25 protein-coding genes are annotated in these 24831 nt (G+C 66.1%); 5 read left to right on the top strand and 20 right to left on the bottom strand.

Features of this window, described 5'->3' with window-relative positions:
- Positions 1 to 3174 carry a ribonuclease E gene (gene rne / locus VQ067_RS10660; protein ID WP_033990805.1) on the top strand — a complete coding sequence of 1058 codons (3174 nt, stop codon included), beginning with the start codon at positions 1 to 3 and terminating at the stop codon, positions 3172 to 3174.
- 156 nt (positions 3175 to 3330) lie between these two features.
- On the opposite strand, the gene murB is transcribed toward rne, so the two are convergent.
- The 8 genes from murB to VQ067_RS10620 form a co-directional block, all read right to left on the bottom strand.
- Entirely contained in the window at positions 3331 to 4350 is a 1020-nt protein-coding gene (gene murB, locus VQ067_RS10655) for a UDP-N-acetylmuramate dehydrogenase (RefSeq protein ID WP_003124431.1), read from the bottom strand.
- Positions 4347 to 4811: a low molecular weight protein-tyrosine-phosphatase gene (locus VQ067_RS10650; RefSeq protein ID WP_003091154.1), complete on the bottom strand. Its 465-nt coding sequence runs from the start codon at positions 4809 to 4811 to the stop codon at positions 4347 to 4349. Before VQ067_RS10650 ends, murB begins: the two co-directional genes overlap by 4 nt.
- Positions 4811 to 5575, bottom strand: coding sequence for a 3-deoxy-manno-octulosonate cytidylyltransferase (gene kdsB, locus VQ067_RS10645; RefSeq protein ID WP_003091155.1), 765 nt, complete (start codon positions 5573 to 5575; stop codon positions 4811 to 4813). Before kdsB ends, VQ067_RS10650 begins: the two co-directional genes overlap by 1 nt.
- Positions 5575 to 5760: a Trm112 family protein gene (locus tag VQ067_RS10640; protein WP_003091157.1), complete on the bottom strand. Its 186-nt coding sequence runs from the start codon at positions 5758 to 5760 to the stop codon at positions 5575 to 5577. The genes kdsB and VQ067_RS10640 overlap by 1 nt, the downstream gene beginning before the upstream one ends.
- Before the next feature lie 37 nt (positions 5761 to 5797).
- The gene (gene lpxK, locus VQ067_RS10635; protein ID WP_003130692.1) at positions 5798 to 6796 is read right to left on the bottom strand and encodes a tetraacyldisaccharide 4'-kinase; all 999 of its coding nucleotides are present in this window, start codon (positions 6794 to 6796) and stop codon (positions 5798 to 5800) included.
- Positions 6796 to 7236 carry an ExbD/TolR family protein gene (locus VQ067_RS10630; protein WP_003091161.1) on the bottom strand — a complete coding sequence of 147 codons (441 nt, stop codon included), beginning with the start codon at positions 7234 to 7236 and terminating at the stop codon, positions 6796 to 6798. The genes lpxK and VQ067_RS10630 overlap by 1 nt, the downstream gene beginning before the upstream one ends.
- A complete protein-coding gene (locus VQ067_RS10625) occupies positions 7233 to 7868 on the bottom strand; it encodes a MotA/TolQ/ExbB proton channel family protein (protein ID WP_003091163.1) in 636 nt (211 codons plus the stop codon). The genes VQ067_RS10630 and VQ067_RS10625 overlap by 4 nt, the downstream gene beginning before the upstream one ends.
- Before the next feature lie 72 nt (positions 7869 to 7940).
- Complete coding sequence (locus VQ067_RS10620; RefSeq protein WP_058147062.1) at positions 7941 to 10166, bottom strand: DNA internalization-related competence protein ComEC/Rec2; 2226 nt, start codon at positions 10164 to 10166, stop codon at positions 7941 to 7943.
- 130 nt (positions 10167 to 10296) lie between these two features.
- Here VQ067_RS10620 and VQ067_RS10615 point away from each other — a divergent pair, with 130 nt between their 5' ends.
- Entirely contained in the window at positions 10297 to 10830 is a 534-nt protein-coding gene (locus VQ067_RS10615; protein WP_033990447.1) for a DUF2062 domain-containing protein, read from the top strand.
- A gap of 87 nt (positions 10831 to 10917) precedes the next feature.
- Here the strand turns inward: VQ067_RS10615 and VQ067_RS10610 are convergent, their stop codons facing one another.
- From VQ067_RS10610 to VQ067_RS10600, 3 genes are all read right to left on the bottom strand, one after another.
- Positions 10918 to 12162, bottom strand: coding sequence for a lipoprotein-releasing ABC transporter permease subunit (locus VQ067_RS10610; protein WP_003105198.1), 1245 nt, complete (start codon positions 12160 to 12162; stop codon positions 10918 to 10920).
- A gap of 69 nt (positions 12163 to 12231) precedes the next feature.
- Positions 12232 to 12915: a lipoprotein-releasing ABC transporter ATP-binding protein LolD gene (gene lolD, locus VQ067_RS10605; protein WP_003091168.1), complete on the bottom strand. Its 684-nt coding sequence runs from the start codon at positions 12913 to 12915 to the stop codon at positions 12232 to 12234.
- Entirely contained in the window at positions 12908 to 14158 is a 1251-nt protein-coding gene (locus tag VQ067_RS10600; protein ID WP_340080825.1) for a lipoprotein-releasing ABC transporter permease subunit, read from the bottom strand. The genes lolD and VQ067_RS10600 overlap by 8 nt, the downstream gene beginning before the upstream one ends.
- A gap of 102 nt (positions 14159 to 14260) precedes the next feature.
- Between VQ067_RS10600 and VQ067_RS10595 the strand changes: the two genes are divergently transcribed.
- From VQ067_RS10595 to VQ067_RS10585, 3 genes are read left to right on the top strand one after another with little or no spacing between them, the layout of a single operon-like run.
- Positions 14261 to 14860 carry a PilZ domain-containing protein gene (locus VQ067_RS10595; RefSeq protein ID WP_003091172.1) on the top strand — a complete coding sequence of 200 codons (600 nt, stop codon included), beginning with the start codon at positions 14261 to 14263 and terminating at the stop codon, positions 14858 to 14860.
- Between the two features lie 9 nt (positions 14861 to 14869).
- Positions 14870 to 15178 carry a hypothetical protein gene (locus VQ067_RS10590; protein WP_003091175.1) on the top strand — a complete coding sequence of 103 codons (309 nt, stop codon included), beginning with the start codon at positions 14870 to 14872 and terminating at the stop codon, positions 15176 to 15178.
- Positions 15175 to 15897: a glycerophosphodiester phosphodiesterase gene (locus tag VQ067_RS10585; protein WP_003091176.1), complete on the top strand. Its 723-nt coding sequence runs from the start codon at positions 15175 to 15177 to the stop codon at positions 15895 to 15897. Before VQ067_RS10590 ends, VQ067_RS10585 begins: the two co-directional genes overlap by 4 nt.
- Before the next feature lie 42 nt (positions 15898 to 15939).
- On the opposite strand, the gene sthA is transcribed toward VQ067_RS10585, so the two are convergent.
- From sthA to VQ067_RS10540, 9 genes are all read right to left on the bottom strand, one after another.
- Positions 15940 to 17334, bottom strand: coding sequence for a Si-specific NAD(P)(+) transhydrogenase (gene sthA, locus VQ067_RS10580; RefSeq protein ID WP_003091177.1), 1395 nt, complete (start codon positions 17332 to 17334; stop codon positions 15940 to 15942).
- Positions 17335 to 17512: 178 nt separating this feature from the next.
- Positions 17513 to 17740, bottom strand: coding sequence for a (Na+)-NQR maturation NqrM (gene nqrM, locus VQ067_RS10575; protein WP_003091178.1), 228 nt, complete (start codon positions 17738 to 17740; stop codon positions 17513 to 17515).
- Entirely contained in the window at positions 17737 to 18765 is a 1029-nt protein-coding gene (locus VQ067_RS10570; RefSeq protein ID WP_003091179.1) for an FAD:protein FMN transferase, read from the bottom strand. The genes nqrM and VQ067_RS10570 overlap by 4 nt, the downstream gene beginning before the upstream one ends.
- A complete protein-coding gene (gene nqrF, locus VQ067_RS10565; protein ID WP_003091181.1) occupies positions 18758 to 19981 on the bottom strand; it encodes an NADH:ubiquinone reductase (Na(+)-transporting) subunit F in 1224 nt (407 codons plus the stop codon). The genes VQ067_RS10570 and nqrF overlap by 8 nt, the downstream gene beginning before the upstream one ends.
- A 10-nt stretch (positions 19982 to 19991) precedes the next feature.
- Positions 19992 to 20600, bottom strand: a complete 609-nt coding sequence (nqrE, locus tag VQ067_RS10560; protein WP_003091182.1) for an NADH:ubiquinone reductase (Na(+)-transporting) subunit E — start codon at positions 20598 to 20600, stop codon at positions 19992 to 19994.
- Positions 20600 to 21274 carry an NADH:ubiquinone reductase (Na(+)-transporting) subunit D gene (gene nqrD, locus VQ067_RS10555; RefSeq protein WP_003119802.1) on the bottom strand — a complete coding sequence of 225 codons (675 nt, stop codon included), beginning with the start codon at positions 21272 to 21274 and terminating at the stop codon, positions 20600 to 20602. Before nqrD ends, nqrE begins: the two co-directional genes overlap by 1 nt.
- Entirely contained in the window at positions 21271 to 22056 is a 786-nt protein-coding gene (locus VQ067_RS10550) for a Na(+)-translocating NADH-quinone reductase subunit C (protein WP_003091184.1), read from the bottom strand. Before VQ067_RS10550 ends, nqrD begins: the two co-directional genes overlap by 4 nt.
- Positions 22049 to 23260: an NADH:ubiquinone reductase (Na(+)-transporting) subunit B gene (locus tag VQ067_RS10545; protein WP_003109478.1), complete on the bottom strand. Its 1212-nt coding sequence runs from the start codon at positions 23258 to 23260 to the stop codon at positions 22049 to 22051. Before VQ067_RS10545 ends, VQ067_RS10550 begins: the two co-directional genes overlap by 8 nt.
- 3 nt (positions 23261 to 23263) lie before the next feature.
- On the bottom strand, positions 23264 to 24601 hold the full coding sequence (locus tag VQ067_RS10540; RefSeq protein ID WP_003109479.1) for a Na(+)-translocating NADH-quinone reductase subunit A: 1338 nt from the start codon (positions 24599 to 24601) through the stop codon (positions 23264 to 23266).
- Positions 24602 to 24831 lie beyond the last annotated feature (230 nt).

Genomic DNA, 24831 nt, shown 5'->3' with positions numbered 1-24831 from the left:
ATGAAAAGAATGCTGATCAACGCGACTCAACCCGAGGAGTTGCGTGTTGCACTGGTCGACGGCCAACGCCTGTTCGACCTCGACATCGAGTCGGGCGCCCGCGAGCAGAAGAAGGCCAACATCTACAAAGGCCGCATCACTCGCGTCGAACCCAGCCTCGAAGCCGCCTTCGTCGACTTCGGCGCCGAACGCCACGGCTTCCTCCCCCTCAAAGAAATCTCCCGCGAATACTTCAAGAAATCCCCCGAAGGCCGGATCAACATCAAGGAAGTCCTGAGCGAAGGCCAGGAAGTCATCGTCCAGGTCGAGAAGGAAGAGCGCGGCAACAAGGGCGCCGCCCTGACCACCTTCATCAGCCTGGCCGGCCGTTACCTGGTGCTGATGCCGAACAACCCGCGCGCCGGCGGCATCTCCCGCCGTATCGAAGGCGAAGAGCGCAACGAGCTGCGCGAGGCCCTGAACGGCCTCAACGCACCGGCCGACATGGGCCTGATCGTGCGCACCGCCGGCCTCGGCCGCAGCACTGAGGAACTGCAGTGGGACCTCGACTACCTGCTGCAACTGTGGAGCGCGATCAAGGAAGCGTCCGGCGAACGTGGCGCGCCCTTCCTGATCTACCAGGAAAGCAACGTCATCATCCGCGCCATCCGCGACTACCTGCGCCAGGACATCGGCGAAGTGCTGATCGACAGCATCGACGCCCAGGAAGAAGCCCTGAACTTCATCCGCCAGGTGATGCCGCAGTACGCCAGCAAGGTGAAGCTGTACCAGGACAGCGTTCCGCTGTTCAATCGCTTCCAGATCGAGAGCCAGATCGAGACCGCCTTCCAGCGTGAAGTGAAGCTGCCGTCCGGCGGCTCCATCGTCATCGACCCGACCGAGGCCCTGGTTTCCATCGACATCAACTCGGCGCGCGCCACCAAGGGCGGCGACATCGAGGAAACCGCCCTGCAGACCAACCTGGAAGCGGCCGAGGAAATCGCCCGCCAGCTGCGCCTGCGTGACATCGGCGGCCTGATCGTCATCGACTTCATCGACATGACCCCGGCGAAGAACCAGCGCGCCGTGGAAGAGCGTGTCCGCGAAGCCCTCGAGGCCGACCGCGCGCGCGTCCAGGTCGGTCGCATCTCGCGCTTCGGCCTGCTGGAAATGTCCCGCCAGCGCCTGCGTCCGTCCCTCGGCGAGACCAGCGGCATCGTCTGCCCGCGCTGCAACGGCCAGGGCATCATCCGCGATGTCGAGTCGCTGTCGCTGGCCATCCTGCGCCTGATCGAGGAAGAAGCCCTGAAGGACCGCACCGCGGAAGTCCGCGCCCGCGTGCCCTTCCAGGTCGCCGCCTTCCTGCTCAACGAGAAGCGCAACGCCATCACCAAGATCGAACTGCGTACCCGCGCGCGCATCTTCATCCTGCCGGACGATCATCTGGAAACCCCGCATTTCGAAGTCCAGCGTCTGCGCGATGACAGCCCCGAACTGGTTGCCGGCCAGACCAGCTACGAAATGGCCACCGTCGAGCACGAAGAAGCCCAGCCGGTCAGCTCGACCCGCACCCTGGTCCGCCAGGAAGCAGCAGTCAAGACCGTCGCTCCCCAGCAGCCCGCACCGCAACACACCGAAGCACCGGTCGAGCCGGCCAAGCCGATGCCCGAGCCGAGCCTGTTCCAGGGCCTGGTGAAGTCCCTGGTCGGCCTGTTCGCAGGCAAGGATCAACCTGCCGCCAAGCCTGCTGAAACCAGCAAGCCGGCTGCCGAGCGCCAAACCCGCCAGGACGAGCGTCGCAACGGCCGCCAGCAGAACCGCCGCCGCGATGGCCGCGATGGCAATCGCCGCGACGAAGAGCGCAAGCCCCGCGAGGAACGCGCAGAACGTCAACCGCGCGAAGAGCGCGCCGAACGCCCGAATCGCGAAGAGCGCAGCGAACGCCGCCGCGAAGAGCGCGCCGAGCGCCCGGCTCGCGAGGAGCGCCAGCCGCGCGAAGGCCGTGAAGAGCGCGCCGAGCGGACGCCCCGCGAAGAACGCCAGCCGCGCGAAGGCCGCGAAGGTCGCGAGGAACGCAGCGAACGCCGCCGCGAAGAGCGCGCCGAACGCCCGGCTCGCGAAGAGCGCCAACCCCGCGAAGGCCGTGAAGAACGCGCCGAGCGCCCGGCCCGCGAAGAGCGCCAGCCGCGCGAGGATCGCCAGGCTCGCGACGCCGCGGCCCTGGAAGCCGAGGCGCTGCCGAACGACGAGAGCCTGGAGCAGGACGAGCAGGACGATACCGATGGCGAGCGCCCGCGCCGCCGCTCCCGCGGCCAGCGTCGTCGCAGCAACCGCCGCGAACGCCAGCGCGAGGTCAGCGGCGAACTGGAAGGCAGCGAGGCGACCGATAACGCCGCCGCGCCGCTGAACACCGTCGCAGCCGCCGCTGCTGCCGGTATCGCTGTCGCCAGCGAAGCCGTAGAAGCAAACGTGGAGCAAGCCCCGGCCACTACCAGCGAGGCTGCCAGCGAAACCACGGCAAGCGATGAAACCGACGCGCCGACCAGCGAAGCCGTCGAAACCCAGGGCGCGGACAGCGAGGCCAATGCCGGCGAAACCGCCGACATCGAAGCGCCGGTGACCGTCAGCGTGGTCCGGGACGAAGCCGACCAGAGCACCCTGCTGGTCGCGCAAGTCACTGAAGAAGCTCCCTTCGCCAGCGAAAGCGTGGAAAGCCGCGAAGACACCGAGAGCGCCGTGCAACCGGCAACGGAAGCGGCCGAAGAAGTTGCCGCCCCGGTGCCCGTCGAAGTAGCAGCCCCTAGCGAGCCCGCAGCCACCGAGGAGCCGACCCCGGCCATCGCGGCGGTGCCGGCCAACGCGACTGGCCGTGCCCTCAACGACCCACGGGAAAAACGTCGCCTGCAACGCGAAGCCGAGCGTCTGGCACGCGAAGCCGCAGCAGCAGCCGAAGCGGCAGCTCAGGCCGCTCCCGCCGTCGAGGAGATCCCGGCTGTAGCGAGCGAGGAAGCGTCGGTCCAGGAGGAACCTGCTGCACCCCAGGCTGAAGAAATCGCCCAGGCCGACGTTCCGTCCCAGGCGGACGAAGCCCAGGAAGCGGTACAGGCCGAGCCTGAAGCTTCCGGCGAAGACGCCACCGACACGGAGCACGCGAAAAAGACCGAGGAAAGCGAAACCTCGCGCCCGCATGCCTGAGTGACAGACTGAAAAAAGGGGATGCCATGGCATCCCCTTTTTTGCGTGTCATTCCGCGGCACTCCGGCATACCGCCCGTCATGACCAGAGCCGCCGAACACGCACAATGAAAAAGGGATGCCGCCGGCATCCCTTTTTCATTCTCCAGCCGCACCCTCAGTAGAGATTGGGTTCAGGCTCCAATTCGACGCCGAAACGCCGACGGACGTCCTCCTGGATACGCTCCGCCAATGCCTGGACTTGGGCACCGGTGGCACCGCCATGGTTGACCAGGACCAGCGCCTGCTGCGCGTGTACCCCCACCGGGCCATCGCGGAAACCCTTCCAGCCACCCTTGTCGATGAGCCAGCCTGCAGCCAGCTTCAGCCGACCGTCCGCCTGCGGATAGCCGACCAGATCCGGGAAGGCCTGACGCAAGCGTTCGGCCTGCGCCGCATCCACCAGCGGGTTCTTGAAGAAGCTGCCGGCATTGCCCAATACGGCGGGGTCGGGCAGCTTTTCCCGGCGAATGGCGCAGATTACCCGGCTTACGTCCCTGGCCGTCGGACTGGCGATGCCCTCCTCCTCCAGGCGCTGGCGTACCGGCCCGTAGTCCAGGTGCAGCCTCTCCCGCCGCGTCAGGCGCAGGCGCACGCGGAGGATCAGCCAGCGATCCGGCTCCTGCTTGAACAGGCTATCGCGGTAGCCGAAACGGCAGGCCTGGCGATCGAACTCACGTAGGGTTCCATCCTGGCGATCCAGCGCCGTCAGACTGTCGAAGACGTCCTTCAGCTCCACGCCATAGGCGCCGATGTTCTGCATCGGCGCCGCACCCACGGTGCCGGGAATCAGGCTGAGATTTTCCAGACCGGCCAGGCCCCGTTCCAGGCTCCATTGCACGAATGGGTCCCAGGCCTCGCCCGCCTCCGCCTCGACCAGCACCGAATCCGCGGCATCGGAAACAATTCGCCGCCCCTGGCTGGCCATGCGCAATACCAGCGCCTCGACGTCACGGGTCAGCAGCAGGTTGCTGCCACCACCGATCACCAGCAGCGGCAATCCACGCTCCCGAGCCAGGGCCAGGGCTTCGCGCACATCAGCCTCGTCCCGGGCGTGGGCCAGCAGGCGGGCGCGCACGTCGATGCCGAAGGTGTTATAGGGCTTCAGCGAGCAATGCTCTTGCAGTTCCAGGCTCACAGTCGCCCCTTGGCTTCGATCAACAGACGGTCGCAGGCATGTTCGATCAGGTCGAGGACCTGCTCGAAGCCTTCTTCGCCGCCATAGTAGGGATCGGGTACTTCGTCCCGCTCGGATCCGTAGCGACGCAGGAACAGATCCAGCTCGGCGGCACCGCGCCCGGCACGCAGGGTCTCGAGGTCGGCCAGGTTGGACAGGTCCATGGCCAGGATCAGGTCATGGCAGGAGAAATCCTCGATGCCGACCTGGCGTCCACGCAGTGCCGACAGATCGTAGCCGCGCCTTTGCGCGGCCAGGCGGGTGCGCTGGTCAGGTGCCTTGCCGACATGCCAGCCGGCGGTGCCGGCGGAATCGACATGGATACGGGAGGCCAGCCCGGCCTCCTCGACCTTGCGCCGGAACACGCCTTCGGCGGTGGGCGACCGGCAGATGTTGCCCAGGCAGACGAACAGGACGCGCATCAGCCCCCCAGCACGCGGCGAACGCGTTCGAGGTCTTCCGGCGTATCCACGCCCGGAAGCATGGTTTCGCGGGCATCGGCCACATGGATTCGCACCCCGTGCCAGAGCGCGCGCAATTGCTCGAGGCTTTCGGCGTTCTCCAGCCAGCACGGTCCCCAGGCGACGAAATCGGCAAGGAAACCCACGCGATAGGCGTAGATGCCGATGTGGCGACGATAGGGCACGCCCTCCGGCAGGCTGTCGCGATCGCGGGCGAAGGCGTCGCGAGCCCAGGGCAAGGGCGCACGACTGAAAGTCAAGGCCAGGCCGTCGATGTCGGTGGCGACCTTGACCACGTTCGGATTGAACAGCGCGGAGACTTCATGGATCGGCTCGGCCAGGGTAGCGATGGCGGCCTCCGGGTGAGCCGCCAGGTTGGCCGCCACCTGGTCGATGAGCGCCGGGGGGATCAGCGGCTCGTCGCCCTGGACGTTGACCACGATGGCATCGCTGGCCAGGCCGAGCCGGGAAGCGACTTCCTCCAGGCGATCGGTGCCGGAGTTGTGCTCGGCACGCGTCAGCAGCGCCTCGGCGCCGAACCCCTGGCACGCCGCCAGGATGCGTTCGTCGTCGGTGGCGACGACCACGCGGCTGGCGGCGCTCTTGCGGGCCTGATTCCAGACACGCTGGATCATTGGCTGGCCGGCGATATCCTGCAATGGCTTGCCGGGCAGACGAGTAGAGGCGTAGCGGGCGGGAATGACGACAGTGAACGCCTGGGTCATTACTTGTCCAGCCGCTCGTCCACGTTCAGGGAGCGAGCCTCGCTCTCCAGCATCACCGGGATGCCGTCGCGGATCGGATAGGCCAGGCCGGCCTGCTTGCTGATCAGTTCGGTCTTGTCTTCGCTGAGCACCAGCGGGCCCTTGGTCAACGGGCAGGCAAGAATATCGAGGAGTTTCGGGTCCATGGCGGAGTCCTTCATACAATGGCGGCACGGCCGCCGGTCAGCGCGCCAGGAGATGCTCGAGTCGGGCGTCGAACCAGGCGACGAATGCAGGGGAAGGCACCGCATCGACCGCCAGGTACCACCAGTCGGCCGCTGCGAAAGCCCGGCATTTAACGGCATCCTTCTCGGTCATCAGCAGCGGCAGCGGCGGGCTGAACGCCAGTTCGGCCGCCGTGTAGGTCGCGTGATCCGGGAAGGCATGCGGAATCGCCCGCCAGTGTAGCGCCTCGAGCGTCCTGAAGAAACGCTGCGGATTGCCGATCCCGGCCAGGGCGTGGACTTCCTGGCCCGCGGGAAAATGCTCCAGCGGTCGGCGCTCGCCGCTCTGCAGGTTGATCAGCGCAGTAGGCTGCAAGCGGAATGCGTAACCGCCGTCAGGATCCTCGTCGGCGCCGTTGTAAAGCAGCGCGTCGACGCTTTGCAGACGCTCCGCCGGCTCGCGCAACGGACCGGCCGGCAGGCAACGACCATTGCCGAGACCGCGCGCGGCATCGATCAGCACCAGCTCCAGATCGCGCGCCAGGCGATAGTGCTGCAAGCCATCGTCGCAGAGGACCAGGTCCAACTGCTCTTCGGCGAGCAGCGCCTGCAGGGCGCGCGGACGATCCGGGTCGATCATCAGCGGCACGCCGCTGCGCCGGACGATCATCAGCGGTTCGTCGCCGGCCTCCGCGGCGTCCTGCTCGGCCCGCACCCGCCACGGCGTGGTGGGCGGCCGGGCACCATAGCCGCGGCTGATCACGCCAACCCGCAAGCCGCGAGCCCTGCAGTGCTCGATCATCCAGAGGATCATCGGCGTCTTGCCGGTTCCGCCGACGGTGATGTTGCCTACCACCAGCACCGGCAGCGGCGCCCGATAGGCGGGCTTGCGCCCGGACAGGAAGTCCGCCCGGCGGCCGTTCGCCACCCGGCGATAGAGAGCCTCCAGCGGACGCAGCAACGCCAGCGCCGGATGCCCCTGGTACCAGGCGGCGAGCAGCCGCTCGGAGAACGACATCAGGGCTTGGCCGCCGTGTTCTCGACCGTGGTGATGCGCAGGTGGACGAAGCCCAGCTTGCCCGCTGCGTCCATCGCCGTGACCACCGACTGGTGGGTGGACTTGGCATCGGCGCTGATCACCACCGGCAGGTTGTTGTCGCCCGCCGATTCACGCTGCATCGCCGCCATCAGGGTGGCCAGGTCGCTCTTGGCCAGCGCCTGCCCGTTCAAGGCGTAGTGCCCCTCGGCATCCACCGAGAGTTCCAGTTGCTTCTGCTCGGTGCCGGCGGTTTCGCCGCTCTCCGCCGATGGCAGCTCGATGTTGAGCTGCTCGGGGCGGGTGAAGGTGGTACTGACCACGAAGAACAGCAGCAGGACGAAGATCACGTCGATCAGCGACGCCAGGTTGATGAAGACGTCTTCACGGGCGGCACCCGCCCGTCTGCGGCGGAATTTCACGCTTTGCCTTCCTCGACGTAGTCGACTTCACGATCGCCCTGCACCACTTCCACCAGCTTGATGGCCTCCTGCTCCATGGCGATCACCAGTTCGTCGACCCGCCGCAGCAGGTAGCGATGGAAGAACACCGCCGGAATCGCCACCAGCAGGCCGGCGGCGGTGGTGATCAATGCCTTGGAGATGCCCGCGGCGAGCATCGGCGAGTTGGCCATGCCGTTGTCCATGAAGGCGCCGAAGATCTGGATCATGCCGAACACCGTACCCAGCAGGCCCAGCAGCGGCGCCATCGCGGCGATGGTGCCGAGGGCGTTGAGGTAGCGCTCCAGCTCGTGGATGACACCGGAAGCAGCCTCCTCAATGCACTCCTTCATGATCTCGCGACCGTGCTTGGAGTTGGCCAGACCGGCGGCGAGGATCTCTCCCAGCGGCGAGTTGGCGCGCAGGTCCTTGAGCTTCTGGGCGCTCAGTTGCTTGCCCTTGATCTGCTTCCACACCTGGCCGAGCAGCTCGGGCGGCGCGACGCGGCTCTTGCGCAGCGTCCACAGGCGCTCCGCGACGATGGCGGTGGCGGCGATCGAACTCAGAATGATCGGCAGCATCATCCAGCCGCCGGCTTGAACCAGTTCCCACACAGTGGCATATCCCCGAAAAAAAAGTGGCGCCACTCTAGCACAGCGACCATTTTCCGCCGACCGCCACGGTTCTCATTTTTCCCGCCAGAAGTGCGCCGAATCACGCTCCCGGCGTGCGCCGCCACGGCTTCCGAGGAGAAACGTCAGGGCACCGTCGCGTGCCGTGTCGTGGACCTGCGCGGCGACCCTCGCGTAACGCTCCATCACTTCGCCATGGGGATGGCCGAAGGCGTTGCGCCAACCTCGCGAGACCAGCACATGGCGAGGTCGCGTACGCAACACGAAGGCGACTCCGGAGGAACTGCGGCTGCCATGATGCGGCGCCAGCAACCAGTCGACCCGCGGATCGGCCTGTCGCGCCAGCCAGGCATGCTCGGCCGCACGCGAGATGTCCCCGGTCAGCAGCAGGACTTCGCCATCGGCCTCGACCCTCAGCACACAGGAGCGGTCGTTGCTGTCGCCGGCCTGCGCCCATGCCCACTGTTCGAAAACCACGCCATCCCAGGACCAGCTCCGCTCGTCGCAGCTGTCCGCGAACAACGGCGAAGGCAGGCGCGCGGGTTCGCCGCTGACCAGCCAACCCGGCGGGAATCGGGAAGCGACCGTAGGAGCACCGCCTGCATGGTCGTTGTCGGCATGGCTCAGCAACAGGCCGTCCAGGCGCCGCAGGTCCAGGCTGCGCAGCACCGGCACCACCACCCGCTCGCCCATGTCGAACGCCCCCTGCCGCGCACCGCTGTCATAGAGCAAGGCATGCTCCCGGGTACGCACCAGCACGGCCAGCCCCTGGCCGACGTCCAGCACCCGCACTTCCGCCCGCCCCCATTCGACAGGCGGCGATGACGGCAACAACGCCGGCAGTAGCAACGCGGCACCGAGGGCACGCAACGGCAAGCCAGCCGGCGCCAGCCAGCAGAGCGCGCCGAGCATGCCCAGCGCTACGCTCCAGGCCGCTGCGGCGGGTGGCTGCCAGGCCTCGGCCAGGCCCGCCAGCAGGCCAAGTGCACGAAACAGCAGGTCCAGCGAAACGCCAGCGGCGCGAAGCAGCCCCTCGCCCAGCCCGGGCACCCACAGCAGCAGGCTCCCCGCCAGGGCCGGGGGCACTACCAACAGTTCGATCCAAGGCACCGCCAGCAGGTTGGCCAGCGCTCCGCTCAGGCTCAACGGCAGGCCCAGCGCCAGCAGCGGCATCGCCAGCCCCAGCGCCATCCCCCACTGCGCCCGCCCCCAGGCCGCCCACCAGCGCCAACGCCCAAGGCGCCCGGCGAACAGCCAGAGCAGCAGGGCAACCGCCAGGAACGACAGCCAGAACCCCGCCTGCAGGCTGGCCAGCGGCTCGACCAGCAAGACCAGCACCAGCGTTCCCAGCAGCGGGGTCAGCAAGCCCAGGTGGCGGAAACGCAGGCGCCAGACCAACGCCAGGCTGACCATCAGGCAGGCGCGCCGCACCGGGACCTCGAAACCCGCCATCAACCCGTAGCTCCATGCACCAAGCAAACCCAGGGCGCAGGCACAGGGCAGCCAGGGCAGGCGCCGCGGCCAGCAGCCCAGGCGATGCAAGGCCGCCACCAGGCCATAGAGCATCCCCGCCAGCAACGAGATATGCGAACCGGAGATGACCATCAGATGCACGGTGCCGGTGTCCTGGAACATGCGCCACTCGGCCGCACTCAATCCCGAGCCATCCCCCAGCACCAGCGCCGCCAGGGCGGCGCCGCGCCCCTGTGCGTCGACCGCCAGCAGGCGCTGGCGCCAGGCATCGCGCCAGGCATCCAGGCCGCTGGCCGGCTGCAGGCGTTCGCCCGCCTTCACCGTGCCCACAGCACCGACCCGCTGCGCCAACAACCAGGCCTCGTAGTCGAAACCCGCCGCGTTCACCAGGCCGCGGGGGCGTTTCAGGGTCACCGCCAGGCGCCAGCGTTCGCCGCCCATCAGCGGCGGCGCGCCGCGCCAGCTCAGGCGCAGACGCTCGGGAAGAAGCACGCCCCGCGCAGCGCTGACCTCCTCCAGCCGGAAGCGCGTGACGCCCTCGCCGCTCGCCGGCAGATCGACCACACGCCCCTCCAGCCAAAGGGTGCGACCATCCAGCTCGGCGATCAGGCGTCCGTCCAGGGCGACTTGCGCCGAGCCGCAGGCCCAGGCGAACCCGAGCAGGAACAACCCCAGCCAGTACAGCCGGCCGAACAGCAGCAACAGTCCGGCGGCGGCCATGCCCAGCAGCCAGCCGACCGACGGCAATTCCGCCAGGAAGCGCAGGGCCAGCAGCCCCGCGGCGAGGGCTGGCAATCCCAGGCGCATGAACGGTTCCTCCCATCCCCGTGGCGTGCCCTCCGCTCCCCGACATGTCACATGGGGTCATACAATGGGCAACGAAATCCTGTCATCTTGCTTGGCATAATACGCAAGCCTATATCCACCGAGAGCCCACATGCCGCGTCGCCTGTTCAAGCGCTACATGCCCGATCCGGAAAGCATCCGCTCGCAGAAGTCGCTGCGCTTTCTCGGCAAGTTGACGCACGATCCCAACCTTTGGCATCTCAATCGCCACTCGGTATCGCGCGCCATGGCCGCCGGGCTGTTCGCCGCCTTCATCCCGATGCCGATGCAGATGCTGCTGGCGGCCGGTCTGGCGGTGTGGATTCGGAGCAATCTGCCAATCTCCGTCGGATTGGTCTGGCTGACCAATCCGATCACGATGCCCCCGGTCTTCTATTGCACCTACAAGCTGGGCGCCTGGTTGATGCAGGTGCCGCCGCGCACCCTGCCGGACCATCTCACCTGGGAATGGATCAGCCAGGAGCTGTCCAGCCTCTGGCAGCCCTTCCTGCTCGGTTCGGTGGTGTGCGGCATCATCGCCGCCATCCTCGGCTACGCGCTGACGATGCTCTACTGGCGCTGGTGGGTGCAGCGCAGTTGGAGCCGACGCTGCCGGCAACGTCGCGAACGGGTCGCCACGAAGTGATCCGCCTGACATGAAAAAGCCGCCTCGAAGGCGGCTTTTTCGTGGGCCTTGTCCGCCCCGTGCAGGGACTGGCGCAGGCCTTCTCGCTCACTCGTAGCGCAGCGACTCGGCCGGTTGTGTCCGCGCCGCGCGCCAGGATGGGTACAGGGTGGCGAGGAAGCTCATCAGCAATGCAGCGCTGCAGATCAGCACCACGTCCAGCACCTGCAGGTCGGAAGGCAGGTAGTTGATGAAGTACACGTCCGAGCTGAAGACCTTGTGCCCGACCAGCCGCTCGATGCGGTCGATCATCCCGGTGATGTTCAACGCCGCGAACACCCCGAGCACCCCGCCGATGACCGTCCCGATCACGCCGATGACGGTGCCCTGGACCATGAAGATCGCCATGATCTGCCGCGGCGTGGCGCCGAGGGTACGAAGAATCGCGATGTCGGTGCGCTTGTCGGCGACCACCATGATCAGGGTGGCGATGATGTTGAAGGCGGCGACCGCGATGATCAGCAGCAGGAGCAGGCCGATCATGGTCTTTTCCATCTTCATCGCGTTGAACAGGCTGCCCTGGGTCCTGGTCCAGTCGCTGGACCTGAAGCCCTGCCCCAACTCCTTGACCACCTTGGCGGCGACCTGCGGCGACTGGTAGAGATCTTTCAGTTCCAGGCGCACGCTCGGCACCTGGCCCGGTTGCAGGCGCAGCAACTGGCCGGCATCGGCGATGTCGATCAGCGCCAGCGAGTTGTCCAGTTCGGCGCCGACCTTGAACAGGGCGACGATGGTGAAGCGCTGCATGCGCGGAGTGATGCCGCCCGGCGCACTGGTGGCTTCCGGGACGATCAGGGTCAGCTTGTCGCCGACATTGACATGGAAGCGCCGCGCGGTGATCTCGCCGAGGACGATGCCGAACTCGCCAGGCTTGAGGTCGTCCAGGCTGCCCTGGACGATGTGCTCGCCGATGATGGAAACCTTGCGCTCCTCCTGCGGGTCGATGCCGTTGACCAGCACCGGCAGCATGTTGCCCTTGTACGACAGCATGCCCTGCAGTTCGGCGAACGGCGCCGCGCCGACCACCTCGCGGTGCCGCAGCGCCGCGTTGGCGACGGTCTGCCAGTCGTCCAGCGGCTGCGTCGCGCTGATAGTGGCATGCGGCACCATGCCGAGGATCCGCGTGCGCATTTCCTTCTGGAAGCCGTTCATCACCGAGAGCACGATGATCATCGCCAGCACGCCCAGCGCCAGGCCGATCATCGAGGTCAGCGAGATGAACGAGATGTAGTGGTTGCGGCGTTTGGCGCGGGTGTAGCGCAGGCCTATGAAGAACGGTAACGGTCTGAACATGTCGCGGATGCACCGAGTCGATGGGGGATTCGCCGGACGGGAGCGGACGGCGGGCACGCCGTCGCCCCGCTACGCGGCGATCAGTCGGCCTTCTTCCAGGCGCAGGATGCGATCCATGTGCCCGGCCAGCTGGAGATCGTGGGTTACCACCAGGAACGAGGTCTGCAACGAACGGCTCAGTTCCAGCATCAGCTCCTGGATACCCTGGGCGGTATGCTGGTCGAGGTTGCCGGTGGGCTCGTCGAGCAGTACCAGCTGCGGACGGTTGACCAGCGCGCGGGCGATCGCCACCCGCTGGCGCTCGCCGCCGGACAGCTCGGCCGGCTTGTGCGACAGGCGATGCCCCAGCCCGACCCGCTCCAGCAGCTCGGCCGCCCGCTGGCGGGCTTCCGCGATCGGCGTGCGGCCGATCAACAGCGGCATGCAGACGTTCTCCAGGGCGGTGAACTCCGGCAACAAGTGGTGGAACTGGTAGACGAAGCCCAGCGCGCGGTTGCGCAGCAGCCCGCGGGCCGTCTCGTTCAGCGCCGAGAGTTCCTCGCCGGCGAGCCAGACGCTGCCGGCGGAGGGCGTGTCCAGGCCGCCGAGCATGTTCAGCAAGGTGCTCTTGCCCGAACCGGAGCTGCCGACGATAGCCACCCGCTCCCCAGGCAGCAGGTTCAACTCGACGCCGGACAGCACCTGCACCGATTGCGGTCCCTCGTCGTAGCTCTTGCTCAGGTTGCGGCAACTCAGCACCGACTTGTCATTCATAACGCAAAGCCTCCGCAGGCTGGGTGCGCGCCGCACGCCAGGCTGGATACAAAGTGGCGAAGAAGCTGAGGACCAGGGCCGCGCCGCAGACCAGCACGACATCGTCGAGCATCAGTTGCGACGGCAGGTAATCGATGAAGTACACGTCGGACGCGAGGAACTGGTGGCCCAGCAGCTTTTCCAGGGCGGAAATCCAGGCGCTGACGTTGAGTGCCGCGACCACCCCGAGGACCCCGCCGACCAGCGTGCCGATCACCCCGATCACCGTACCCTGGACCATGAAGGTAGCCATGATCTGCCCCGGCGTGGCGCCGAGGGTACGAAGGATGGCGATGTCCGACTTCTTGTCGGTGACCACCATCACCAGGGTGGAAATGATGTTGAACGCGGCGACCGCGACGATCAGCAGCAGCAACAGGCCGATCATGGTCTTTTCCATGCGGATGGCCTGGTACAGGTTGCCGTGGCTGCGCGTCCAGTCGCGGGCGTAGAAGTCATTGTCGGTCAGGGTCCGGGCGATCTCCCAGGCCACCCGCTGCGCCTGGAACAGGTCGTCGAGCTTCAGGCGCAGCCCCTGTACCTGGTTGGTCTTCCAGCGCTGCAGGCGCGCGGCGTCTTCCAGGTGGATCAGCGACAGGCCGCCATCCAGTTCGCCGGCGCCGACGCGGAAGGTGCCGACCACGGTGAAACGCTTCATCCGCGGGAACACCCCGGCCGGGGTGACCGCCACCTCGGGGAGGATCAGGGTGACCTTGTCGCCGATGCCGACGCCGAGCTTCTGTGCCGCCAGTTGGCCGATGACGATGCCGAAGCCGCCGGCCTTGAGTTCCGCCAGCGAGCCCTGCTTGAAGAAATCGGGAATGATCGAGACCTTGGCCTCTTCCAGCGGATCGACCGCATCGACCATCACCGTCTGCACCGCGCCATTGGCGCTGAGCATGCCCTGCATCTGGGTGAACGGCGCTACCGCGGTGACATGCTCGTGGGCCTTGACCTTCTCGGCCAGGGCGCGCCAGTCATCGATGGGCTGGTACGACTCGACGGTGGCCTGCGGCACCATGCCGAGGATGCGGGTACGCATTTCGCGATCGAAGCCGTTCATCACCGAGAGCACCACGATCATCACCAGCACGCCCAGTGCCAGGCCGATCATCGAGGTCAGCGAAATGAAGGAGACGAAATGGCTGCGACGTTTGGCCCGCGTATAGCGCGTGCCGATGAAAACGGACAGGGGTCTGAACATGTCGCCCTTAGCTGGCAGAAAATGGATGCGTCGGGATGGCGAAGTGGCGAGGCATCGCCGGCGGCCTTACACTCTGACCATCACTGCCGCCGTGGGTTCGCCATGTCCACTCGTGACGCGGATGACCGCCGCGAATACTACCGTATCGAAGATACCCTCGCACTGGAATTTCGCCCTGCCGGGGCCGTCGAAGACGGCCTGGAGAGCGAGCCGGGGGCCACCCTGTTCAGCCTGCTCAGCGACCTCCACCTGATGGATTACGAGTCGCAGCACCTGCTGCGCCACATCAGCGAACGCGACCGCACGCTGGCCAACTACCTGAAGGTGATGAACAAGCGCATCGACCTGCTTGGCCAGGTCATGGTGCAGAGCCTGCTCAAGGAGATCGGCGAACCGCGCAAGGTCAGCCTGTCCGAGGGGGGCGTCAGCTTCCACCACGACCGCGCTTTGCCGGTCGGCCAGTTGCTCGTCCTGCGCATGGTCCTGTTGCCGCAGGGTTTCGGCCTCGAACTGCGGGCCCGGGTAATCCACGCCCAGCCACACGACGACGAATTCGAGATCGGCACCGAGTTCGAAGCGTTGAGCGACGCACAGCGCCAGTTGCTGGCCCGGCATATCCTCCAGAAGCAGGCCCAGCAGCGCCGCCTGGCACGGGCCGGACAAGGCCCGCTCGGCGAGCCGGGCCAACCTTCTTCGACCTGAGATGTACCGATGCTCCGTTCGCTACTGCTGTGCTCCCTCCTCCTCGCCCCGCCGCTGTTCGCCGACACCCTGAGCATTCCGCTGGGCGCCCAGGGCGATACCCGGGTCGCCCTGCCCGCGCGCGGCGAAAGCCGCGAAGCCGTGCTGCAACGCTTCGGCCTGGCCGACGAGGAACATCCCGCGGTCGGCCAGCCGCCCATCGTGCGCTGGGATTACCGCGACTTCTCGGTATATTTCGAAAGCGGCCGGGTGATCGACAGCGTTCGCCATCATCGGCCGCGGAATCCCGCGCAACCCTCGAACAAGGAGCCACAGTGACTCTCATCTATGGACATCGCGGCGCCAAGGGCGAAGCGCCGGAAAACACCCTGGCCAGCTTCCAGCGCTGCCTGGAGCATGGCGTCAACCGTTGCGAACTGGACCTGCACCTGTCCCGCGACGGCGAACTGATGGTGATCCACGACCCGACCCTGAAGCGCACCACCGGCCGCCGCGGCAAGGTCGCCGAACACGACGCGGCCACCCTGGTCACCTACGACGCGCGCGAAGGCGGCCCCGGCTGGGTACGGCCGACGCCGATCCCGCGGCTGGAGGAGTTGTTCGAGAAGTGCCCGTTCGAGCACTGGCAACTGGAAGTGAAGAGCGCCTCGCGCGAACGCGCGGCGCGGACGGTAACGCGGATCAGGGAGCTGACCGAGCGCTTCGGCAACCGCGACAAGGTCACCGTCACCAGCGGTTCGCGGACCGTGCTCAAGGCCCTCAACGAACTGACCCCGGAGCTGTCGCGCGGGCTGGTCGCCGAATACGCCTGGCTCGACCCGCTGAAGGTCGCCCAGCACTATGGCTGTGCCCTGCTCGCCCTGAACTGGACCCTATGCACCCCGGAGCGCCTGCTCAAGGCCCAGCGCCAGGGGCTTCACGTCTCGGTGTGGACGGTCAACGAACCGGCGCTGATGCGCCGGCTCGCCGACTTCGGCGTGGACAGCCTGATCACAGACTTTCCCGGTTTGGCCAGCGCCACCCTCGGGAATCGCTGAGCACATCCCCTCCGGCCGGCTCAGGCCGCCGGCCGGAGTCCTTCAAAAAAGCCGGTTGAGGCCGTCGAACGCCGCTACCCGATAGGCTTCCGCCATGGTCGGGTAGTTGAAGGTGGTGTTGACGAAGTACTTCAGGGTATTCAGCTCGCCCGGCTGGTTCATGATCGCCTGGCCGATGTGGACGATTTCCGAAGCCTGGTCGCCGAAGCAGTGCACGCCGAGGATCTCCAGGGTCTCGCGATGGAACAGGATCTTCAGCATGCCCACCGGCTCGTTGGAAATCTGCGCCCGGGCCATGCCCTTGAAGAACGCCTTGCCCACTTCGTAGGGAATCTTCGCCGCGGTCAGTTCGCTTTCGTTCTTGCCGATCGAGCTGATCTCCGGAATGGTGTAGATGCCGGTCGGCACATCGTTGACGAAGCGCCAGCTGTCGCTCTCGACGATGTTGCCGGCGGCCGAGCGGCCCTGGTCGTAGGCAGCGCTGGCCAGGCTCGGCCAGCCGATCACGTCGCCGGCGGCGAAGATGTTGCTCACCGAAGTGCGGTAGTTCTCGTCCACCTCGATCTGGCCACGGCTGTTGACCTTGATGCCGACGTTCTCCAGGCCGAGCTTGTCGGTATTGCCGGTCCGGCCGTTGCACCAGAGCAGCGCGTCCGCCTTGATCTTCTTGCCCGACTTCAGGTGCAGGATGACGCCGTTATCCAGCCCCTCGACGCGCTCGTACTCCTCGTTGTGGCGGATCAGCACGTTGTTGTTGCGCAGGTGGTAGCTCAGCGCATCGGAAATCTCGTCATCGAGGAAGCTGAGCAACTGGTCGCGCGTATCGATCAGGTCCACCAGCACGCCCAGGCCGCTGAAGATCGACGCGTATTCGCAGCCGATCACCCCGGCTCCGTAGATGATCAGCCGGCGCGGGGTGTGGCTCAGGGACAGGATGGTGTCGCTGTCGTAGACCCGCGGGTGGTTGAAATTGATGTCCGAAGGACGATACGGGCGCGAGCCGGTGGCGATCACGAACTGGTCGGCGACCAGGCGCTCCACCGCGCCGCTCGGCGTCACCACTTCGACGGTGCGTTCGTCGACGAAGCTGGCGGTGCCGGTGAACATGTCGATGCGATTGCGCGCGTAGTAGCCGGTACGCGAGGCGACCTGCTTGGAGATCACCCGGTCGGCGCTCTTCAGCACGTCGGGGAAGGAGAACCAGCGCGGCTCGCCGATCTGGCGGAACATCGGGTTGGTGTTGAACTCGATGATCTGCTTCACCGAGTGGCGCAGGGCCTTGGAAGGAATGGTGCCGAGGTGCGTGCAGTTGCCTCCGACCACGCGACGGCTGTCGACTACCGCCAGCTTGCGTCCGTACTTGGAGGCGTTCATCGCCGCCCCTTCGCCCGCCGGACCCGTGCCCAAAATCACCACGTCGTAGTTGTAGACAGCCATGCGTACTCCTCAGAACAGGCCGAGGCGCCCACTGGCGCCTCCGGCAAAGCCGCTGCACAACATGTGCGCGGCGGATCGATTCGATCATCGGGTCGGTGCGAACGACGGCATTCGCCGGGCAAGGCTCGGTCCGACCTCGAGGCGGGCATATGTTACGCCCCGTGCGAAATGTCGCACATTAGCGTTTGGTCGCGTCGTAGGCGAGTTTTCCGGGCACTACAGATTCGTCGCGGTTGGCTTCCTCGCATTTCTGCCGGTCGCCGCCGCAGATCGAGCATTCCTTCTCGATCCCCAGGTTGGCGATGCCGCCGCAGGAACCGGCGATAGGCTTGCGGCCCATGATGACCCCGATGGACATGCCGAAGACCACCAGCAGCATGATGACGAAGACCAGTAGCCAGGTCATGGACGTTCTCCTTGGTTGCCGAACAGTTGCTCGTAGCGTGGCGTGGTGCGGCTGTCGAAACCGTTGCCCTGGCGACTGACGAACAGCGCCGCCAGTCGGTGCTTCTCGGCGAAACGGTAGCCCTCTTCCGGACCGAGCACCATCAGCAGGGTCGACAGGCCGTCGGCGTTGCGCGTCGACGGATCGATCACCGTGACCGAAGCCAGGTGATGGTCGATCGGCGCGCCGGTGCGCGGGTCGAAGGTGTGCGAATAGCGCTGGCCGTTCTCTTCGAAATAGTTGCGATAATCGCCCGAGGTCGAGACGCCGTAGCCGTCCAGCGCCAGCACCTGCTGGGCGACCCGCTGGCCCTCGCGCGGCGCTTCGATAGCGATGCGCCAGGGCGTGCCGTCCGGCTTGCGCCCTTCGGCTTTCAACTCGCCGGTGATTTCCGCCAGGTAGCTGCGCACGCCAAGCTCCTTCAGGCGTTCGCCTACCGCGTCCACCGTATATCCAGCGGCGATGCTGTCGAAGTCCAGCTGTACGGCGGCGTCCTTGCACAGGCGCTGGCCGTCGATGCGCAGGTGTCGATGGCCGACGTCACGGCGCGCCGCGGCGATCTGCTCGGCGCTGGGAACCTTCTCCACCCGCGCCTGCGGACCGAAGCCCCAGAGGTTCATCAGCGGCTCGACGGTCATGTCGAAGGCGCCCTGGCTCTGTTCCGACAACTCGCCGCCATAGCGCAGCAACTCCAGCATCGGTGGCGGCAGCTCCATGCAGGACTGCGCCGGCAGCGCATTGAAACGCGAGACCAGGGAGTCGTCGCGGTAGGTGGACATCTGCCGGTCGACCTCGGCGAGGATCGCTTCCACCGCGGCTTTCGCCGTCTGGACGTCGGGCGCCGAGGCGCCGCGCACGTACTTGATCGAATAGGTGCTGCCCATGGTCGGGCCGGCGAAGCTTTCCAGGGTGTCGCCGCAACCGGCCAGGACCAGCGCCAGCGCTGCCAGTCCGGCCATGGCAAGCGGACGGAAACGCTCAGCCACCGAAATCGTCCAGCAGGATATTCTCGCGCTCCACGCCCAGGTCGGTGAGCATCTTGATCACCGCGGCATTCATCATCGGCGGGCCGCACATGTAGAACTCGCAGTCTTCGGGCGCCGGGTGGTCCTTCAGGTAGTTCTCGAACAGCACGTTGTGGATGAAGCCGGTCAGGCCGGTCCAGTTGTCCTCCGGCTGCGGGTCGGACAGCGCCAGGTGCCACTGGAAATTGGGGTTCTCCGCCTGCAGCTGGTCGTACTCCTCGGTATAGAAGGCCTCGCGCAGCGAGCGCGCGCCGTACCAGAAGCTGATCTTGCGGTTCGACTTGAGCCGGCGCAACTGGTCGAAGATGTGCGAACGCATCGGCGCCATGCCGGCGCCGCCGCCGATGAAGACCATCTCGGCCTCGGTGTCCTTGGCGAAGAACTCGCCGAACGGCCCGTACACGGTGACCTTGTCGCCCGGCTTGAGGTTGAACACCCAGGACGACATCTGCCCCGGCGGCAGGTCGCTGCCCGGCGGCGGCGAGGCGATGCGGATGTTGAACTTGACCACGCCCTGCTCTTCCGGGTAGTTGGCCATCGAGTAGGCGCGGATCACCGTCTCGTCGACCTTCGACACGTAGCGCCACATGTTGAACTTGTCCCAGTCGCCGCGATATTCCGGCTGGATATCGAAGTCCTTGTACTCGACCACGTGCGGCGGGCATTCCAGCTGCACGTAGCCGCCGGCGCGGAAATCCACGCTCTCGCCGTCCGGCAGGCGCAGGGTGAGTTCCTTGATGAAGGTGGCGACGTTGGGGTTGGACTCCACCGTGCATTCCCACTTCTTCACCCCGAAGACCTCTTCAGGCACGCGGATCTGCATGTCCTGCTTGACCGGGGTCTGGCACGACAGGCGCCAGCCCTCCTTCGCCTGGCGCCGGGTGAAGTGCGACTCCTCGGTGGGCAGCATCTCGCCGCCGCCCTCGACCACCACGCACTTGCACTGCGCGCAGGTGCCGCCGCCGCCGCAGGCGGAAGACAGGAACACGTTGTTCGTCGCCAGGGTTTGCAGCAGCTTGCCGCCGGCCGGCACGGTCAGGCTGTGCTCGCCGTTGATCTGGATGGTCACGTCGCCACTCGACACCAGCTTGGCGCGGGCGACCAGGATGATCGCCACCAGGCCCAGGACGATGGCGGTGAACATGCCGATGGCCAGGAAAATCTCGAATCCGATCACGGGCCTCTCCTTACAACTGCACGCCGGAGAACGACATGAAGCCCAACGACATCAGGCCGATGGTGATGAAGGTGATCCCCAGGCCCTGCAGGCCCTCGGGGACGTCGCTGTACTTGAGCTTCTCGCGGATACCCGCCAGCGCGGCGATCGCCAGCGCCCAGGAAAAGCCCGAGCCGACGCCGTACACCGTGCTCTCGGCAAGGTTGTAGTCGCGCTCGACCATGAACAGCGAGCCGGCCATGATCGCGCAGTTCACCGTGATCAGGGGCAGGAACACGCCCAGCGCGTTGTAGAGACTGGGTACGTACTTGTCGAGGAGCATCTCGAGGATCTGCACGATGGCGGCGATCACCCCGATGTAGCTGAGCAGGCCGAGGAAGCTCAGGTCCACCTCGGGCAGCCCGGCCCAGGCCAGCGCGCCGTCCTTGAGCAGGTAGGTGTAGATCAGGTTGTTGGCCGGCACGGTGATGGTCTGCACCACGATCACCGCGATACCCAGGCCGATGGCGGTCTCCACCTTCTTCGAGATGGCGATGAAGGTACACATGCCGAGGAAGAACGCCAGCGCCATGTTCTCGACGAACACGGCCTTCACGAACAGGCTGATGTAGTGCTCCATCAGTAAGCCTCCTTGCTGGATACCTGCGGGGCCATCTTGTAGGTCGGGGCCTCGACCTGGTCTTTCTTCCAGGTCCGCAGGGCCCAGATGATCAGGCCGATCAGGAAGAACGCCGAAGGCGGCAGCAGGAGCAGGCCGTTCGGCTGGTACCAGCCGCCATCGTTGACCGTCGGCAACACGCTGATGCCGTAGAGCTTGCCGGCGCCGAACAGCTCGCGGACGAAGCCCAGCACCAGCAGCATGGCGCTGTAGCCGAGACCGTTGCCGATGCCATCGAAGAACGACACGAGCGGCGGGTTGGCCATGGCGAAGGCTTCGGCGCGGCCCATCACGATGCAGTTGGTGATGATCAGCCCGACGAACACCGAGAGCTGCTTGCTCAGGCTATAGGCATAGGCCTTGAGCACCTGGTCGACGACGATCACCAGCGAGGCGATGATCACCATCTGCACGATCATCCGGATCGAGCTGGGAATCTGCCGGCGGATCATCGAGATGAACAGGTTGGAGAAGCCGGTCACCAGGGTCAGGGCGATGGCCATGACGGTAGCGGTCTTCAGGTTCGAGGTTACCGCCAGCGCCGAGCAGATCCCAAGGATCTGCAGGCCGATCGGATTGTTCTGGAAGACCGGATTGAACAGGACTTCGCGGATCGTGGGTTGAGCAGCCATCACGCCTCCCCTTTGCGCAGATTGGCGAGGAAGGCGTCGAAACCGTCCTTGCCGAGCCAGAAATGCAGCAGGTTGTCGACACCCTTGCTGGTCAGGGTGGCGCCGGCCAGGCCGTCGACCTGGTGGGTCGCCTTCGCCGACTGCGGGTCCACCGAGCCCTTGATGATCTGTACGGCAAGATCGCCCTGGGCGTCGTAGAGGGTCTTGCCGACCCACAGCGCCTTCCATTTCGGATTGTCGACCTCGCCGCCGAGACCGGGGGTCTCGCCATGCTGGTAGAAGCCGAAGCCGGCGACCGTGTTGAGGTCGCCCTTGAGCGCCAGGAAGCCGTACAGGGTCGACCACAGACCGTAGCCGCGCACCGGCAGGATCAGGGTGTCGAGCTTGCCGTCGGTCTCCACCAGGTAGACCGTGGTGTAGCGCTCGCGGCGCTTGATCGAGGCGATGTCCTCGGCGGCGGGCAGCGCCTCCGACAGCGCCGGGTCCTTGGCCGCTTTCAGCGGGTCGTAGCCGAGCGGGTCCTGGGCATCGCTGAAGGTGCCGCTCTGCAGGTCGACCACCTTGGCGGTGATGCGACTGTCGAACAGCGCCTTGACCTCTTTGCCGGACATGCCCGGCTCGCCGAGACCGGCGATGGCGAGGATGCTGCGCTGCTTGTCGAGCAGGCGGTTTTCCGCCTGGGTCGGCTTCAGCGCCACCGCCGCGCCGGCGACGAACACCGAGCTGACCAGGCACACCACCAGGGCTACCAGCAGTGTGCGGGTGGTGGATTCTTGATTAGCCATTGCGCGCCAGCCTCCGCTTGATGTTGGCCTGAACGACGAAATGGTCGATCAGCGGTGCGAACAGGTTGGCGAACAGGATCGCCAGCATCATGCCTTCCGGGAACGCCGGGTTGACCACCCGGATCAGCATGACCATCACTCCGATCAGGGCGCCGAACAGCCACTTGCCGGTATCGGTCATGGACGCCGAGACCGGGTCGGTGGCCATGAAGATCATGCCGAAGGCGAAGCCGCCGGTGACCAGGTGCCAATACCAGGGCATGGCGAACATCGGGTTGCTGGCCGAGCCGATGGCGTTGAACAGGTAGCTCATGGCGACCATCCCCAGCATCACCCCGGCGACGATGCGCCAGGAGGCGATGCGGGTCAGCAGCAGCACGGCGCCGCCGATGAAGATCGCCAGGGTGCTGGTCTCGCCCATCGAACCCTGCATGTGGCCGAGGAAGGCATCCATCCAGGTCAGGCCGTGGCCGAGGATGTTGTCCACCCCGCCGGCGGCGGCCAGGCTCAGCGAGGTGGCGCCGGCGAAGCCGTCCACCGAGGTCCATACCGCGTCGCCGGACATCTGTGCCGGGTAGGCGAAGAACAGGAAGGCCCGGCCGACCAGTGCCGGATTGAGGAAGTTCTTCCCGGTGCCGCCGAACACTTCCTTGCCCAGCACCACGCCGAAGCTGATCCCCAGGGCTACCTGCCACAGCGGGACGGACGGCGGCAGGGTCAGGGCGAACAGCACCGAGGTGACGAAGAAGCCTTCGTTGACCTCGTGGCGGCGGATGCTGGCGAACAGCACCTCCCAGAAACCGCCGACGATGAAGGTGGTCAGGTACACCGGCAGGAAGTACGCGGCGCCCTGGACCAGGCAATCCCACAGGCTGTTCGGGTCGAACCCGGCCAGCGCGCCGATCAGGGCGAAGCGCCAGCCATCCTGGGCGCTCAACAGGTCGGGGCTCTGGGCGAAGATCAGGTTGGCCTGGTGGCCGACGTTGTACATGCCGAAGAACATCGCCGGGAAGGTGCACAGCCAGACGATGATCATCATGCGCTTCAGGTCGATGCCGTCGCGCACGTGTGCAGTGGTGCGGGTGACGCTGCCGGGACGATAGAGGAAGGTGTCCACGGCTTCGTACAGCGGGTACCACTTCTCGTAGCGCCCGCCCTTCTCGAAATGATGCTCGACCTTGTCGAGCAGGTTACGCAAACCCATGGCTCAGCCCTCCTGCTCGATGCGTGCCAGGTTGTCCCGCAGAATCGGGCCGTATTCGTACTTGCCGGCGCAGACGTAGCTGCACAGCGCCAGGTCCTCTTCGTCGAGTTCCAGGGCGCCGAGCTTCTGGGCCATTTCCGTGTCGCCGACGATCAGGTAGCGCAGCAGTTGGGTCGGCAGGATATCCAGCGGCATCACCGCCTCGTAATTGCCTACCGGCACCATCGCCCGCGGGCTGCCGTTGGTGCTGGTGGTGAAGGCGAAACGCTTGCCGCCGAGCAGCCTGGAGACGAACACGTTGAGCAGCGAATGCTTTTCCACCCCGGCGCGCAGGTAGTGGAGGAACTCACGCTGGTCGCCCTCCTTGAGACAGGACAACTGCAGGTGGTAGCGCCCCAGGTAGGCGTAGGCGCCATGGGCGGTGCGACCGCCCAGCACGGAGCCGGAGATCAGCCGGTTGTTGCCCGGCTGCAGCTGGCCGGCGGCCAGTTCGTCGAGGTTGGCGCCCAAGCGGGTGCGCACCAGACGCGGCTTTTCCACCACCGGACCGGCCAGGGCGATCACCCGCTCGGTCCACAATTGCCCGGTCGTGAACAGCTTGCCGATGGCGATCACGTCCTGGTAGTTCAGGTTCCACACGCTCTTGCCGGCACCCACCGGGTCGAGGAAGTGGATATGGGTGCCGGGCAGGCCCGCCGGATGCGGACCGGCGAAGGCTTGCGCGGTCACGCCGGAGAGCGCCTCGCCGGGTAGCGAAACGCCTTCCGCCTTGCACAGGAACACCCGGGCCAGGCGCCCGAGCACCGTCAGCCCGGCCTGGAAGGCCTCGCCCTGCTCCGCGATAACCACCTGCGGATCGGCGGCCAGCGGCTGGGTATCGATGGCAGTGACGAAAATCGAACTGGGGCTGGACTCGGGATCGGGCACCTTGCTGAACGGCCGGGTCCGCAGCGCGGTCCACAGGCCCGACTGCAACAGGTTGTCGCGGACCTGCTCGGCGCTCAGCGTGGCGAGTTGGTCCGCGGGATAACGGGCGAACTCCAGTTGCTCGTCGCCGTCGAGATCGATGACCACCGATTGCAGGACGCGCTTCTCGCCACGATGGATGGCACTGACCACACCGGCGCCGGGTGCGGTATAGCTGACGGAGGGATTCTTCTTGTCGGTGAACAGCGCCTGCCCCAGCTTCACCCGGTCGCCTACCTGCACCGCCATGGTCGGCTTCATGCCGTGGTAGTCGAAACCGATCAACGCCACGCTGCGTACCGGGCGTGCTGCCTCGATGCGCTGTTCGGGGGCGCCGCTGATGGGCAGGTCCAGGCCACGTTTTATCTTGATCATGTCTAGTGCCTAGTGGTCGTGGACAGAAAAGACGAGGCCCAAGTCAGAAAATGACCATCATCGCGCACAACGTACTGAATTGGCACGATTGATGAATGGCCCCGCAAGGTAACTCCGGGATTATAAAGAGCCACCTCCCCGGGAGCCACCCAAGCCGCACACCGGGCCTTGAAACGCGTAACAGAAAACGACAGAAAAACTTGCCCGTGCGAAATGAAAAACGGGAGCCG

Source organism: Pseudomonas sp. KBN12P06040 (assembly GCF_037574965.1).
Taxonomy (GTDB): Bacteria; Pseudomonadota; Gammaproteobacteria; order Pseudomonadales; family Pseudomonadaceae; genus Pseudomonas; species Pseudomonas aeruginosa.
The sequence above is the reverse complement of the archived record's forward strand: the minus strand, read 5'-3'. Positions and strand labels throughout refer to the sequence as shown.

Coding starts and splice junctions, on each gene's coding strand:
- VQ067_RS10620 (WP_058147062.1), bottom strand. CDS start 10,166: ATGCGCCTGGGATTGCCAGCCCTCGCCGCGGGGCTGCTGGCCCTGCGC.
- lolD (WP_003091168.1), bottom strand. CDS start 12,915: ATGAATGACAAGTCGGTGCTGAGTTGCCGCAACCTGAGCAAGAGCTAC.
- nqrE (WP_003091182.1), bottom strand. CDS start 20,600: ATGGAGCACTACATCAGCCTGTTCGTGAAGGCCGTGTTCGTCGAGAAC.
- VQ067_RS10595 (WP_003091172.1), top strand. CDS start 14,261: ATGTCCACTCGTGACGCGGATGACCGCCGCGAATACTACCGTATCGAA.
- nqrM (WP_003091178.1), bottom strand. CDS start 17,740: ATGACCTGGCTACTGGTCTTCGTCATCATGCTGCTGGTGGTCTTCGGC.
- lpxK (WP_003130692.1), bottom strand. CDS start 6,796: ATGTCGTTCTCCGAGCGGCTGCTCGCCGCCTGGTACCAGGGGCATCCG.
- VQ067_RS10640 (WP_003091157.1), bottom strand. CDS start 5,760: ATGGACCCGAAACTCCTCGATATTCTTGCCTGCCCGTTGACCAAGGGC.
- sthA (WP_003091177.1), bottom strand. CDS start 17,334: ATGGCTGTCTACAACTACGACGTGGTGATTTTGGGCACGGGTCCGGCG.
- rne (WP_033990805.1), top strand. CDS start 1: ATGAAAAGAATGCTGATCAACGCGACTCAACCCGAGGAGTTGCGTGTT.
- VQ067_RS10600 (WP_340080825.1), bottom strand. CDS start 14,158: ATGTTCAGACCCCTGTCCGTTTTCATCGGCACGCGCTATACGCGGGCC.
- VQ067_RS10545 (WP_003109478.1), bottom strand. CDS start 23,260: ATGGGTTTGCGTAACCTGCTCGACAAGGTCGAGCATCATTTCGAGAAG.
- kdsB (WP_003091155.1), bottom strand. CDS start 5,575: ATGACCCAGGCGTTCACTGTCGTCATTCCCGCCCGCTACGCCTCTACT.
- VQ067_RS10610 (WP_003105198.1), bottom strand. CDS start 12,162: ATGTTCAGACCGTTACCGTTCTTCATAGGCCTGCGCTACACCCGCGCC.
- VQ067_RS10550 (WP_003091184.1), bottom strand. CDS start 22,056: ATGGCTAATCAAGAATCCACCACCCGCACACTGCTGGTAGCCCTGGTG.
- VQ067_RS10540 (WP_003109479.1), bottom strand. CDS start 24,601: ATGATCAAGATAAAACGTGGCCTGGACCTGCCCATCAGCGGCGCCCCC.
- VQ067_RS10615 (WP_033990447.1), top strand. CDS start 10,297: ATGCCGCGTCGCCTGTTCAAGCGCTACATGCCCGATCCGGAAAGCATC.
- VQ067_RS10650 (WP_003091154.1), bottom strand. CDS start 4,811: ATGCGCGTCCTGTTCGTCTGCCTGGGCAACATCTGCCGGTCGCCCACC.
- VQ067_RS10590 (WP_003091175.1), top strand. CDS start 14,870: ATGCTCCGTTCGCTACTGCTGTGCTCCCTCCTCCTCGCCCCGCCGCTG.